Annotated in this window: 14 protein-coding genes; 6 read left to right on the top strand and 8 right to left on the bottom strand. The window is 65.9% G+C overall.

Going from position 1 to position 13,173, the window contains the following annotated elements:
• The first annotated feature begins 5 nt into the window (after positions 1-5).
• Both AC5RV1_RS01405 and AC5RV1_RS01410 read left to right on the top strand, forming a co-directional pair.
• Complete coding sequence (locus tag AC5RV1_RS01405) at positions 6-737, top strand: energy-coupling factor ABC transporter ATP-binding protein (protein ID WP_493993218.1); 732 nt, start codon at positions 6-8, stop codon at positions 735-737.
• The gene (locus AC5RV1_RS01410; RefSeq protein ID WP_493993219.1) at positions 734-1,357 is read left to right on the top strand and encodes an energy-coupling factor transporter transmembrane component T family protein; all 624 of its coding nucleotides are present in this window, start codon (positions 734-736) and stop codon (positions 1,355-1,357) included. Before AC5RV1_RS01405 ends, AC5RV1_RS01410 begins: the two co-directional genes overlap by 4 nt.
• Before the next feature lie 17 nt (positions 1,358-1,374).
• On the opposite strand, the gene AC5RV1_RS01415 is transcribed toward AC5RV1_RS01410, so the two are convergent.
• Together AC5RV1_RS01415 and AC5RV1_RS01420 are read right to left on the bottom strand one after the other, a co-directional pair.
• The gene (locus AC5RV1_RS01415; protein ID WP_493993220.1) at positions 1,375-2,553 is read right to left on the bottom strand and encodes a thiolase family protein; all 1,179 of its coding nucleotides are present in this window, start codon (positions 2,551-2,553) and stop codon (positions 1,375-1,377) included.
• Positions 2,543-3,949 carry a class I adenylate-forming enzyme family protein gene (locus tag AC5RV1_RS01420; RefSeq protein ID WP_493993221.1) on the bottom strand — a complete coding sequence of 469 codons (1,407 nt, stop codon included), beginning with the start codon at positions 3,947-3,949 and terminating at the stop codon, positions 2,543-2,545. The genes AC5RV1_RS01415 and AC5RV1_RS01420 overlap by 11 nt, the downstream gene beginning before the upstream one ends.
• A 59-nt stretch (positions 3,950-4,008) precedes the next feature.
• Between AC5RV1_RS01420 and ypfJ the strand changes: the two genes are divergently transcribed.
• Positions 4,009-4,887, top strand: a complete 879-nt coding sequence (ypfJ, locus tag AC5RV1_RS01425; RefSeq protein ID WP_493948278.1) for a KPN_02809 family neutral zinc metallopeptidase — start codon at positions 4,009-4,011, stop codon at positions 4,885-4,887.
• A gap of 116 nt (positions 4,888-5,003) precedes the next feature.
• Here the strand turns inward: ypfJ and AC5RV1_RS01430 are convergent, their stop codons facing one another.
• The 6 genes from AC5RV1_RS01430 to AC5RV1_RS01455 form a co-directional block, all read right to left on the bottom strand.
• Positions 5,004-5,336 carry a metal-sulfur cluster assembly factor gene (locus AC5RV1_RS01430; RefSeq protein WP_163163566.1) on the bottom strand — a complete coding sequence of 111 codons (333 nt, stop codon included), beginning with the start codon at positions 5,334-5,336 and terminating at the stop codon, positions 5,004-5,006.
• A gap of 15 nt (positions 5,337-5,351) precedes the next feature.
• Positions 5,352-6,140, bottom strand: a complete 789-nt coding sequence (gene sufC, locus AC5RV1_RS01435; RefSeq protein WP_163163564.1) for a Fe-S cluster assembly ATPase SufC — start codon at positions 6,138-6,140, stop codon at positions 5,352-5,354.
• A 79-nt stretch (positions 6,141-6,219) separates the two neighbouring features.
• A complete protein-coding gene (locus AC5RV1_RS01440) occupies positions 6,220-6,579 on the bottom strand; it encodes a non-heme iron oxygenase ferredoxin subunit (RefSeq protein ID WP_493993222.1) in 360 nt (119 codons plus the stop codon).
• 24 nt (positions 6,580-6,603) lie between these two features.
• Positions 6,604-7,887, bottom strand: coding sequence for a Fe-S cluster assembly protein SufD (gene sufD / locus AC5RV1_RS01445; RefSeq protein WP_493993223.1), 1,284 nt, complete (start codon positions 7,885-7,887; stop codon positions 6,604-6,606).
• A 2-nt stretch (positions 7,888-7,889) separates the two neighbouring features.
• Positions 7,890-9,353 (bottom strand): Fe-S cluster assembly protein SufB, encoded by a 1,464-nt coding sequence (gene sufB / locus AC5RV1_RS01450; RefSeq protein WP_256247745.1) that lies wholly within the window; start codon positions 9,351-9,353, stop codon positions 7,890-7,892.
• Positions 9,353-10,186, bottom strand: a complete 834-nt coding sequence (locus tag AC5RV1_RS01455; protein ID WP_493993224.1) for a helix-turn-helix transcriptional regulator — start codon at positions 10,184-10,186, stop codon at positions 9,353-9,355. The genes sufB and AC5RV1_RS01455 overlap by 1 nt, the downstream gene beginning before the upstream one ends.
• A 201-nt stretch (positions 10,187-10,387) precedes the next feature.
• Here AC5RV1_RS01455 and AC5RV1_RS01460 point away from each other — a divergent pair, with 201 nt between their 5' ends.
• The 3 genes from AC5RV1_RS01460 to AC5RV1_RS01470 are packed head-to-tail and all read left to right on the top strand — an operon-like array spanning position 10,388 to position 13,126.
• Positions 10,388-11,356: an ABC transporter ATP-binding protein gene (locus AC5RV1_RS01460; RefSeq protein ID WP_493993225.1), complete on the top strand. Its 969-nt coding sequence runs from the start codon at positions 10,388-10,390 to the stop codon at positions 11,354-11,356.
• Complete coding sequence (locus AC5RV1_RS01465; RefSeq protein WP_493993226.1) at positions 11,353-12,174, top strand: ABC transporter permease; 822 nt, start codon at positions 11,353-11,355, stop codon at positions 12,172-12,174. Before AC5RV1_RS01460 ends, AC5RV1_RS01465 begins: the two co-directional genes overlap by 4 nt.
• Positions 12,175-12,181: 7 nt before the next feature.
• Positions 12,182-13,126, top strand: a complete 945-nt coding sequence (locus tag AC5RV1_RS01470) for a COX15/CtaA family protein (protein WP_493948273.1) — start codon at positions 12,182-12,184, stop codon at positions 13,124-13,126.
• The last annotated feature ends 47 nt before the right edge of the window (positions 13,127-13,173 follow it).

The following is a 13,173-nucleotide window of genomic DNA, read 5'->3' on the forward strand; positions in this document are numbered from 1 at the left end:
GCCCCATGCCCGCAGTGACCTTTGACCAGGTAACCGTCGCCGTCGAGACGGACCACGCCCCGGAGCCCAAAGTCCTCCTTAGCGAGGTCAACCTCCGGCTCGAGGAACGGCGCATCGGCGTTATCGGCGCCAACGGCTCCGGGAAGTCCACCCTGCTGCGCCTGGTCAACGGCCTCGTCCAGCCCACGGCGGGCACGGTTTCGGTCGACGGCGACGATACAGTCCGTGCCGTCCGCAAAGTACGGCGGAACGTAGGCTTTGTCTTCACCGATCCCCTGTCCCAGCTGGTGATGCCCACAGGCCGGGAGGACGTGGAGTTGTCACTCCGCCGCGCTGTCAAAAACGGCGCCGAGCGGCGGAACCAGGCTGAAGCAGCACTTGAACGTTTGGGGCTCCTGCACCTGGCGGACCAGAGCATCTATGAGCTCTCCGGCGGCGAACGCCAGCTCATGGCGCTCGCCGCCGTGCTCGCGGTAAACCCCGCGGTCCTGGTTTTGGACGAGCCGTCCACCCTCCTTGACCTCCGCAACCGTGAGCTCCTCCGCCGGACCCTGTCCGGACTCGACCAGCAGATCATCATGTCCACCCATGACCTCGACCTCGCCCTGGAAATGGACCGGGTGCTGGTCATCGAACAGGGAGAAGTCGCGTTCGACGGCGGCCCGGCGGAGGCCGTGGCAGCGTACCGGGCGTTGTGCATGGACGGCTATCAAGCCCAGGGACCGGCCAGCCGATGAGGGGCCACGGCTTCCTCCTGGCCAACTATGTGCCGGGCCACTCCCCAATTCACCGGGCACCGCTGGCGCTGAAGTTCCTCCTGGTCTTCAGTTGCGGGCTGGCCTCGTTCGTCATCGTTGACTGGCGGGTTTCGCTGGCAGTACTGGGCGGGCTTGCCGGCCTCTTCCTGCTGACGGGCGCCGGCCTGAAACGCCTCTGGGCTGCCGTCCGGCCGCTCGCCGCCGTTCTGCTGGTCATCGGACTTTTCCAGTGGTGGCAGCTCGGAGCACCTACCGCTGCCCGGATCGTACTGAACATCCTCGTTTGTGTGGTGGCGGCGTCGCTGCTGACCGCCACCACACCGGTGCAGAGCCTGCTGGACGGAGTGGTCAAAGCGGCCACCCCCTTCCGTCGGTTCGGCGCCGACCCCGAGCGGTTCGCCCTCACCATCGGCATCATGCTGCGGAGCATCCCCTACATCGCGGGCACATTCGCCGACGTCCGTGATTCCGCGCGTGCGCGGGGGCTGGAGCGCAATCCCCGCGCCCTGATCCTGCCGGTGTTCATCACCTCCGTGGCCTTCGCCCGGCAGACGGGCGAGGCGCTCGCCGCCCGCGGATTGGGCGATGCCGAAGACTAAGCTCCCGGGAGAGTGCCTCAGAGGCGCTCGTATTGCAGCAAGGCGGCGGTACCCATTCCGCCGGCGATGCTGATCATTGCCAGCGCCAAGCTCCCGGGCGTTCCGGTCTTCCGCGCCTGGGCCAGCAGGCGGGTCACCAGCACAGCACCCGACGCTCCGTACGCGTGCCCTAAAGCCAACGCGCCGCCGTCGAGGTTCACCCGCCCGGCGTCGATCCCCAACTCGTCAAGGCAGGCAAGCGTCTGAGACGCGAATGCCTCGTTGAATTCCACCAGGTCCAACTCGTCAGCTTCCACGTCCGCGGCCGTCAGCACGCTGCGGGCAGCAGCGGCGGCGCCGACGCCCAGCAGCTCGGGATCCACGCCCGCCGTCCCCGTGCCGAGCACCATCAGACCGTCAGTGGCGCCCGTTTCCCGGGCCCGCTGCAGCGAAGTGATGACGACGGCGGATGCAGCGTCAGCGTCGAAGCAGGAGTTTCCGGCCGTGACAGTTCCCCCGTCCACAAAGGCGGGCGGGAACCGCGCCATCACCGCCGCGCTCAGGCCCCGCCGTGGCCCATCGTCCGCAGCAACAGTACCGCCAGCTATCTCCAGCGGGACCAGCTCGCCGTCGAAATTTCCGGCTTCCGCGGCGGCAAGAGCCAAGCCGTGGCTACGCAGGGCGAAGGCATCCTGGCGTGCCCTGCCTACGCCGAACTTCCGCGCCACATTTTCTGCGGCCACGCCCATGTCCGGGTCGCCGAAGGTGTCCGGCACAAACTGTGCCCGCGCGTAAAACTCCGGCCCGCCGTCGTCGTTCCGGTGCGCGCGCAGGGGCGCGGTGCTGGTGCTTTCCACTCCACCGGCCAGATACAGGGGGTTGCCGCCGGCAGCCACCAGCCTTGCAGCCAGGACGATCGCGTCCAGACCGGAGCCGCACTGGCGGTCAACGGTGAGGCCTGGGACCGTAACCGGCAGGCCGGCCTCCAGCAGTGCAAGCCGGGCCACGTTTCCGCCGCCGCCCACCGCGTTCCCGATCACCACATCCGTGACGGAGCCCGGATTTATTCCCTGACCCGCCACGAGCTCGCGCAGGACGGGCGCCAGCAGCTTGTGCGCGCGCGGTTTTCGCAAAGATCCGTTGGTGCGGCATACGGGGGTGCGGCGGGCCGCAACGATGACAGGCTGGCGGTCCGGCGGAAGGAGCTCAGGCGCCAAGGTTCCGGATCCTCTGGTCCCCCGAGCTGATCCAGTCCAGCAGCAGGTTCCGGCTGATCTTCCCGCGGTCCGTAACGGGGAGTTCGGTGACCGCATAATACTGCAGCGGCCACTTGTCGCGGGCCAAAATATTGTCCAGGCCCGCCCGCAACTGGGTGGCAGTAACAGCGCCGGCGGACGGGACTACCCCCGCAACCACCCGCTGTCCCCGCAGGTCATCCGGCATCCCGGCCGCCACCGCGGCGGCGACGCCGGGCACCGCGGCCAGCGCCAGTTCCACCTCGTGCGGGTACACGTTCTTGCCGGCAGTGAGGATCATGTCCGAGCGGCGCCCCAGGATGTGGAGCTCCCCCGCCTCCAGGTAGCCCTGGTCCCCCACAGTGCACCATCCGTCGAAGGACCTTAATGCGTGGCCGTCGTCACCCCAGAGGTAGCCGTTGCTGACCATGGGGCTCCGCACGCAGATGTTGCCGGCGGTCCCGTCCGGAAGGGCGCCGCCCGAGTCATCGAGGATCCTGACGTCCACGCCAGGAAAGGGGCTCCCGATGCCGGTCCCGCCCAGGGATGCCTCCTCGCCCGCAGCCAGGCCGGCCCCGGACACAAAGCTCAGCTCCGAAGCGCCGTAGTACTCGTAGATGGTGGCGTTCGGGGCCCAGCGTCGGGCAGCTTCGAGGGTCCGCGCATCGAGTTTAGAGCCGGCACAGATAATGCTGCGAACCCCGGAGGCGTCCACGCATCCTGTCAGTCCGCGCTCGCTCAGCATCCTCAGCATGGTGGGTACCAGCACAAGCCTGGTGACCCGGTCGTACGAGATGGCTGCGTGGACGGCGCCGACGTCGAACGTGTCAAGGGTCTGGAATTCTGACCCAGCGTAGAGGCACTCGGCCAGGGCGTAGAGGTTAAGGCTGGCTGCCAGCGGCCCTGGCGCCAGGGTGACATCGTCCTGGCGCAGCCCGAAAAACTCGATGGACGCGTCGAAGGACTCCTGCCAGGACCGGCGGGACCGTGTGAAGGCCTTCGGGACGGTGGTGGTGCCGGACGTCAGACCGATGAGGAACGTGGATTCCGGCGTGCCGTCCGCAAGTACATCGTCCGGGGACACCGCGGCGGGCTGCGCCGATGACTCAATGCGGCGGACGACGTCCTCCTGCAGCGGAGCAGGCCAAGTGGGGTCGACGACGGCGCACTGTCGTCCCCCGGCCAGCGCAGCGGCGAATTTGACGGCGAAGCGGACTGAGTTGGCTTCACAGAGCGCGGTGACGGCCTTCGTTTCCGCGACCAGGGCAGCAGAGGAATCACGGAGCTCCGCCCACGTGAGGTGTTGACCCGCGACCACGACGGCGGCGTCGTGCGGCCGTTCGTCGGCCCAGCGCTGGATTCTGTTGAGGAAAGGCATCGGATCAACTTTACCGGCCGGCACGGATTGAGCTTCGGGTCCGCGGGTAATGTGACTTTATGAGTTTCAACGACAATGTGCAGCTGGATCCTTCGCAGGTCCAGGACCGGCGCGGCATGGGCCGCGGAGCAAAGGTTGGCGGTGGCATCGGCGGCGGGCTCATCCTGCTCATCGCCGCGCTCCTGGGCGTCAACCCGCAGTTGCTGGAAGGACTGGCAGGAGCAGGTCAGGCGCCGCAAAGCCAGGGCACCGCCCCGGCCTGCGAAACCGGGGCCGACGCAGACGCCCGCGTGGACTGCCGCATCACCGGCACCGTGAACAGCCTGAACGCGTTCTGGCCCGCCTATCTGCAGCAGTACAACGTGCGGTACCCGCAGCCGGAGACGGTGATCTTCGAGCAGGGGGTCAACACGGGTTGTGGCGCGGCTTCCAGCGCTGTTGGCCCGTTCTACTGCCCGGCCGATACCACCGCCTACTTCGATCCCGGCTTCTTCCAGGAGCTCGTGGACCGGTTCGGCTCCTCGGGCGGTCCGCTGGCGCAGGAGTATGTGGTGGCCCACGAGTTCGGGCACCACATCCAAAACGTGCTCGGGAACCTGGACCAGGCACAGCAGGACCCACAGGGCCCGGAGTCCGGCGCTGTCCGCGTTGAGCTTCAAGCCGACTGCTACGCGGGTCTGTGGGCCAAACACGCCTCAACCCAGCCCGGCCCGGCAGGCCAGCCGTTCCTGGAGGCCCTGACACAGCAGGACCTGAACGACGCACTGTCCGCCGCTTCGGCCGTCGGCGACGACCGGATCCAGGAGGCAGCAACCGGCCGGGTCTCCCCCGAGGCCTGGACCCACGGCTCCAGCGAGCAGCGCCAGCGGTGGTTCTACAAGGGCTACGAAACCGGCGACATCAACCAGTGCGACACCTTCTCCGCGCCCACGCTTTGAGGTGGGCCCACACCGGCAGGGTTCCCTGGCCGAGCTTGCGAGGCTAGGGGGCGGTGGGGAACGACGACGGCGGGTCACCTTCCCCGGGAAGGTGACCCGCCGTCGTCGTACTTTATTTAGATGTTGAAGCCGAGGGCCCGCATCTGGTCCTTGCCGTCGTCGGTGATCCGTTCCGGACCCCATGGCGGCATCCAGACCCAGTTCAGGCGCCAGTCGTCAACAACGCCGTCCAGGGCCTGGCCCACCTGCTCCTCAAGAACATCGGTGAGCGGGCAGGCGGCGGTGGTCAGGGTCATATCGATCAGCAGCGCGCCGTCGTCATCGGAGTACTTCAGGCCGTAGAGCAGGCCGAGGTCCACAATGTTGACGCCGAGCTCCGGGTCGATGACATCCTTCAGCGCCTCTTCGATGTCCTCGAGGCTGGTGCGGGACGCGTCGATTTCGGTCATGGCGAAAGTCCCTTACTAGGCCTGTGCGGCGACGGGTGCAGCGGCGGCGCCGGCGCCCTTCGCGTAGCGGTCGTAGCCTTCTTCTTCCAGGCGGTCGGCCAGCTCGGGGCCGCCTTCCTCAACAACCTGGCCGTCCACGAACACGTGCACGAAGTCAGGCTTGATGTAGCGCAGGATCCGCGTGTAGTGGGTGATGAGCAGCGTGCCCATCTTGCCCTCGGCGTGGGCACGGTTGACGCCCTCGGACACAACCTTCAGCGCGTCAACGTCCAGCCCGGAGTCCGTCTCATCCAGGATGGCGAACTTGGGCTTGAAGAGTTCCAGCTGCAGGATTTCCACCCGCTTCTTCTCACCGCCGGAGAAGCCTTCGTTCACGTTGCGCTGTGCGAAGTCGGCGTCGATGCGGAGCTGCTCCATGGCAGCCTTGACGTCCTTGGTCCAGGTGCGCAGCTTGGGGGCTTCGCCGTCGATCGCGGTCTTGGCCGTGCGCAGGAAGTTGGTCATGCTGACGCCGGGGACCTCCACCGGGTACTGCATGGCCAGGAAGACTCCGGCGCGGGCGCGCTCGTCAACGCTCATCTCCAGGACGTCTTCGCCGTCAAGGGTAATGGAGCCGCTGGTCACGTTGTAGCGCGGGTGGCCTGCGATGGTGGAGGCCAGCGTGGACTTGCCGGACCCGTTGGGGCCCATGATGGCGTGGGTTTCGCCGGTCCGGATGGTCAGGCTGACGCCCTTCAGGATTTCCTTGGTGCCCTGCTCCGTCTCAATGCTGACGTGCAGGTCCTTGATCTCAAGAGTAGACATGTGTCTTGTTCTCCTCTGCGCCGAGCCTGGCGGCTGCGGTGCGGTCTCTGTCTGGAAGTTGGTTCGTAATTCTGTGGTGCTAGCTGAAGTTGGGGGTTTCGGCGCCGTTGAGGATGTTGGTGAAGTCCACATAGACCTCATCACCCCGGATCTCGACGGCGAACACCGGAACGGGATCGTAGGCCGGCAGCTGGAGCGGTTCCCCGCTGCGCAGGTCGAACTGGGAGCCGTGGCCCCAGCACTCGATGGCGCAGCCCTCCACTTCGCCCTCGGACAGGGAAATGTCCGCGTGCGAGCAGGTGTCACCGATTGCGTGGATCTCCCCCATGGAGTCCTTGACGATCGCCACAGGGTAGTCGTCGATCAGGATCCGCAGCGCCTGCTTCAGCTGGATTTCATCCACCTTGCAGACAAGCTCGCCCTTTGGCTGGTCAGTCATCTTTAAGCCCGTGCCCCGTTACCTCTAGTTGTCCGTCAGTGCGAGTTCATGCTCAACAGCCTCGGTCAGCCGCTCCTCGATGGAGGGGACCTTGATCTGTTGGATGATCTCGTTCAGGAAGCCGCGGACCACGAGGCGGCGGGCAACCGATTCCGGGATGCCGCGGGCCATCAGGTAGAAGAGGTGCTCGTCATCCATCCGGCCGGTGGCGCTGGCGTGGCCGGCACCCTCGATAAGTCCGGTCTCGATTTCGAGGTTGGGCACGGAATCGGCACGGGCGCCGTCGGTCAGCAGCAGGTTGCGGTTGGCCTCGTAGGTGTCGGTGCCCTCTGCTTCCTTGCGGATCAGGACGTCACCAACCCAGACGGCGTGGGCGTTGCGGCCCTGCAGTGCGCCCTTGTACAGCACGTTGGACTTGCAGTTGGGTACTGCATGGTCCACGAACAGGCGCTGCTCCAGGTGCTGGCCGGCGTCGGCGAAGTACAGGCCGAACAGCTCGGCCTCGCCGCCGGGGGCGGTGAAGCGTGCCGACGGCGTGACGCGGACCAGGTCCCCGCCGAGGCTGACCATGACGTGCTTGAGCTTGGCGTCGCGGCCGATCTTTGCCTGCTGGGAGGAGGCGTGGACGGCGTCGTCGTTCCATTCCTGGAGGGAGATAACCGTCAGGCTGGCGCCGTCTTCAACGATGATCTCAACGTTTTCCGATACAACGGCGGATCCCCTGTGGTTCAGGACAACAACTGCCTTGGAGAACTTTTCCGCCACGATCACGAGGTGCTGGGCGGCTGCCTCGAGCGAGGTGCCTTCGATGTCGACGGAGATCTCCGTCAGGGCTTCGAACTCAGCCGGGATGGTGACGACGGTGGCGCCGGCGAAGTTTTCCCAGGCGTTGGCTGACACGCGGTCCTCGGGGATTCCGGCGGTACCAATCCGCTGGTCGTCGCGGTTGACGCTTTCCACTGTGACCTGCTCGGGTCCGGTGACCACCACGGTGGGTGCCGCGCCGGAGAGGACCTCGGAGTGCAGGCCGCGGAGCCGCTTCAGCGGGGTGAAGCGCCAATCTTCCTCCATGCCGGTGAGCGGCTTGAAGTCGGCAAGCTTGTAGGAGGTCAGCCGGCCGGCACGTGAGCTGTCCGGGATGCCAACGCCGCCGCCGTGGGAGTGGCTCTTGGCCGAAGCACCCGCAAGGGGTGCCTTGGAGCCGGCATTGATCGGCGAGAGGCTCTCGCCTTCTTCGGTGAAGCCGTCGATGAACGGCTGGGCTGAGGGCGCGCCGATGCGTGCCTTTTCAGTAGTGATTTCAGTCATCGTTATCCGACGGACCCTTCCATCTGCAGTTCAATCAGGCGGTTCAGCTCAAGTGCGTACTCCATGGGGAGCTCGCGGGCGATGGGCTCGATGAAGCCGCGGACGATCATCGCCATGGCTTCGTCTTCGCGCATGCCGCGGGACATCAGGTAGAAGAGCTGCTCTTCGCTGACCCGGGAAACAGTTGCCTCGTGGCCCATCACAACGTCGTCCTCGCGGATGTCGATGTACGGGTAGGTGTCCGAGCGGCTGATGGTATCAACCAGCAGAGCGTCACAGCGGACGGTGTTGGCGGAGTGCTTGGCCCCTTCGCGGACCTGAACCAGGCCGCGGTAAGCTGCACGGCCGCCGCCGCGGGCCACCGACTTGGAAATGATGGAGCTCTTGGTGTTCGGCGCAATGTGCACCATCTTGGAACCGGTGTCCTGGTGCTGGCCCTCGCCGGCGAAAGCGATGGAGAGGGTTTCGCCCTTGGCGTGCTCCCCCACGAGGTAAACGGCCGGGTACTTCATGGTGACCTTGGAGCCGATGTTGCCGTCGACCCATTCCATGGTGGCGCCCTCTTCGCAGATGGCACGCTTGGTCACCAGGTTGTACACATTGTTGGACCAGTTCTGGATGGTGGTGTACCGGACGCGGGCGCCCTTCTTCACGATGATCTCCACCACAGCGGAGTGCAGCGAGTCCGACGTGTAGATCGGCGCGGTGCAGCCTTCGATGTAGTGGACGTAGGAATCCTCGTCCGCGATGATCAGGGTCCGCTCGAACTGGCCCATGTTCTCGGTGTTGATGCGGAAGTATGCCTGCAGTGGAATGTCCACGTGGACACCCTTGGGGACGTACACGAAGGAGCCGCCGGACCAGACAGAGGTGTTCAGCGAAGCGAACTTGTTGTCGCCCACCGGGATCACGGTGCCAAAGTACTCCTGAAAAATCTCCGGGTGTTCCTTCAAGGCGGTGTCGGTGTCCAGGAAGATGACACCCTGGCGCTCCAGGTCCTCACGCAACTGGTGGTAAACGACCTCGGACTCGTACTGGGCGGCGACACCGGAAACCAGGCGCTGCTTTTCGGCCTCGGGGATGCCCAGCTTGTCGTAGGTGTTCTTGATGTCCTCGGGCAGCTCTTCCCAGGTGGCAGCCTGCTTCTCCGTGGAGCGGACGAAGTACTTGATGTTGTCGAAGTCGATGCCGGAGAGGTCTGCACCCCAGGTGGGCATCGGCTTGCGGTCGAAGTACTTCAGGCCCTTCAGGCGCAGGTCGAGCATCCACTCCGGCTCGCTCTTCTTGGCCGAAATGTCCCGGACCACTTCTTCGTTGAGCCCACGGCGTGCGTTGGCGCCGACGTCGTTCTTGTCAGCCCATCCGTACTCGTAGTTGCCGATGCCGTGAAGCTCGGGATTCTTTTCCAGAATCTCCGAGATCACAGTGTTTTCGGCTACCGCTTTCTCTGATAGTTGGTCCGTCATCACGGCCTTTCTTGCTGATGGTTGTTTACTTCATTCAGGCTGGCGGGGGCTGCCGGGGACCTCAGGGGTCCTTGGGCAGACAGCCTGCCTGTGGGTATATGGGTGGTGCAGACGTGCCCGCCGCGGGCCAGTGTGGAGAGGCGGCGCACGTCCACACCTACCAGCCTCGAGAACACTTCGGTCTCCACGTCGCAAAACACGGGGAACCGGGCGGCGAGCTGTTGGATGGGGCAGTGGCCCTGGCATAGCTGCACGCTGGAGAGTGCCGCCGGGAGCGGGGGCTTGGCCTCGATGGAGGCTGCCGAGGCCACGAAGTTGTCGCGGCTCAAGGCGTCCGCCAAGGCTTTGGCGCGGTCGGTGATGTCCGGGCCCGCCTTCGCGATTTCCGGGGCGTAGCGGCGTTCCATCTCGGCGAAGCGCTCGACGGCGAATGCCCGCACTGCGTCCGGCCCGGCAACTTTCTGGAGCTGCTGGAGCGCAAGTGCGGCAATATCCAGGTAATCGTTGCCGAGGCTCGACTGGCCCTGGGAGCTGAGGACATAGCGCCGTGCGGGACGGCCTGCCCCGGCGCCGGCCTTTGCCACGCGCTTGACTTCAATAACGCCTGCACGGGATAAATGGTCCAGGTGCCGGCGAACCGCCGCCGGAGTGAATCCCAGCAGGTCGCCGAGTTCAGCGGCGCTGACTGGCCCCTGTTCCAGGACGGCCGAGAGGACGCGGTCCCGGGTGCGCTCATCGGCGTCAGCCACCGGACCGGCGGCCAGGGGGCCGCGGTCTGCGGGAGCCGGTGAGGTCCCGTGCCCGGCAAAGGGCATAGCAGTAGCATTGCTCATGGAATACACAACACAATCATGTCGTAATTTACTCCCTCGCTCCAGTAAGGGCAGGCTGACCTCAGCAGAGCTGCGGAGTTTTTGTCCAGATCTGCAGGCCTGGCCACTGCGGAAGTCCTCATACCTGGACAAAAACCCGTGGAGGTCCCTGCCGCGCCGCCGAAGGACGTCGGAAAATACTACATCCCGTAGAATATTCGGGTGCGATCCCCCCAATCCCCGGTTCTGTCCATCAGCGGGCTAGTTAAGGATGTAGGCCCGCTTGCAAGCCTGGACGGAAAAATGCTCCGGGTGGTGAGCGGGATCTCCCTTGTCGCTGAGCGCGGCCAGGTTACGGCCCTCCTGGGCGCAAACGGTGCCGGGAAAACCACCACACTCGAATGCGCCCAAGGCCTTCAAAAAAGAAGCGGCGGCACCATCTCCCTGTTGGGCCACGACCCCGCAACGGCAGGGGCGGAACTGCGCTCCCGCGTGGGTGTGATGCTTCAGGACGGCGGGCTGCCGCCGCCGTCCAGGCCTGTTCCCTTGCTGCGGCACATAGCCGGACTCTACGCACGGCCCTGGCCCGTGGATGACCTCATTGAGCGGCTGGGCATCGACGCGTTCAGCCGGACCACCGTCCGGCGGCTCTCCGGCGGGCAGAAGCAGCGCCTGGCCCTCGCCGCTGCGCTGATCGGCCGGCCGGAAGTCCTGTTCCTCGACGAACCCAGTGCCGGCTTGGACCCGCAGTCCCGCCAACTGGTGTTCAACCTCATTTCCGAGCTACGCGACGCCGGGATGGGCATCATCCTCACCACGCACCTGATGGACGACGCCCAGCGGCTGGCCGACTACGTTTACATCATCGACGGCGGCCGCAACGTGGCCGAGGGCACCGTCCAGGAACTGCTCCAGCGCAGTCCTGCCTTGGAAACAGGGGCCGAGCACATCCGCACACTCGAGTTCGAAGCGCATCCAGGGCTGGATTTTGCCGGGCTTCTGCCGGCCGGCATTGCCGTCTCCGAGACCCGCGCGGGCAGCTACTCCGTCACGGGCAGCCTGACTCCCGGCCACCTCGCAGCACTGGCACGATGGTGGGAAACGCATAACATCATGCCGGCTTCCATGACCCTGCAAGCGCGTAGCCTTGAAGACGTCTTTCTGGATATTTCGGGAAAGGACATCCGATGAACGGGACAGCGCCGGGCGCTGCCGGCGCCACTCCAGGCAATGGTCCAAGCACCACCCTGGGTGGCGTTTCAGGCCGGCAGGACCCCGCCTCCCTGCTGCGCCGCGTTCTGCTGCAAGGCAAGTACGAGTCTTTGGCCATGCTCCGGAACGGCGAGCAGCTGATCCTGGCTGTAGTGCTGCCGCTCCTGGCGCTTGTCGGCCTGACCGTGACGCCGTTCCTGGACGGGATGGGGGCCAGCCGCATTGACGTTGCCTTACCCGGGATCCTTGCCTTGTGCGCCATGTCCACGGCATTCACAGGCCAGGGCATCGCCACCGGCTTCGACAGGCGCTATGGCGTGCTGCGTTTCCTTTCCACCACTCCCCTGGGACGCGGGGGGCTGATCGCCGGCAAGGCGCTTTCGGTCCTGGCCGTCCTCTGCCTGCAGGTGGCTGTGGTTGCTGTGGTGGCCCTGTCCTTGGGATGGCAGCCGCAGGCAGCCGCCTGGATTCCCGGCCTGCTCCTCCTGGCACTGGGCGCCGCCGCCTTTACCGCGCTGGGCCTGCTGGTGGCCGGGACCGTCCGGCCGGAAGCCACGCTCGCCATCACCAACCTGCTCTGGATCCTGCTGGGCGCACTGGGCGGAATCGTCCTCCCGGCGGAACGCCTGCCTGCCGGTGCCCAGGCAATGGTGGAGTTACTGCCCTCCGGCGCGCTGGGTGAATCCCTGCGCGAGGCTTTCCTTGCCGGCACGCTGAATGGCGGCGCCACCCTCATCCTGCTGCTGTGGACCGTCATTGCCGGGGCAGCAGCCATCCGTTGGTTCAAGTGGAATTGAGATATCCGTGAGCACGGCCGCACGCCTCCCCCAGTTTGTTAACCGCCTGTCGTCCCGGCTGCCCCGCACCGTGGACGTCAGGGTCCGCCGCCTGGCGGTTGCCTCCCTGATCGGCCAGACCCTCCTGGTGGTCACCGGCGGCGCCGTGCGGCTGACGGCATCCGGCCTGGGCTGTCCCACGTGGCCGCGCTGCACGGACACTTCCCTGGTAAACACACCGGAAATGGGTATCCACGGGTTCATCGAATTCGGTAACCGGCTCCTTACCTTCGCCCTTGCCGCCGTCGCAGCCCTGATGCTGGTGTACCTGTGGAACCTGCGCAAGGAGCGCCGGGACCTTTTCCTGCTGGCACTGGGGCTGCTGGCCAGCATCCCGGCCCAGGCCGTGATCGGCGGCATTACCGTACTGACGAACCTCAACCCCTGGGTGGTGGGCCTGCACTTCCTGGTCTCCATGGCGCTGGTGGTGTTCGCCACGCTGTTGGTGAACCGTGCCTTTGGCCGGACGGGCCGGTTCCGGACCGTCTCCCACCCCGCCCTGCCGGGTGTCATGCGCCCGGTGACGGCCGCCGTCGCGCTCTTCTCCGCGCTTGCGGTGATGCTCGGCGTGGTGGTGACCGGGGCCGGTCCGCACGCTGGCGACGCCGACGCTCCCCGGAACGGGCTGGACTGGGACCTTTTCTCCCACATCCACGCCGTTCCCGCCTACCTCATCACCGCTGGAACATTGGTGGCACTCGCACTGGTGTTCCTGCGCCGGATCAAGGGGTCCTTCCGCACCGCCGTCCTGGCACTGCTCGGCGTGACACTCCTTCAAGGCGTCATCGGCTTCACCCAGTACTACAACGGCATTCCAGCGCTGCTGGTGGCCGCCCATATGCTGGGTGCCGCGCTGCTGATGGTGGCTGCAACCAACGCCTGGGACATCGCCCGGTCCAGCCCCGTGGAGTAGTTCCGCCCGCTTCCCAATCTGCAATGCCAAGCGCCCCGGTTCCTTGC

This window comes from Arthrobacter sp. Hb9-2 (assembly GCF_059091165.1).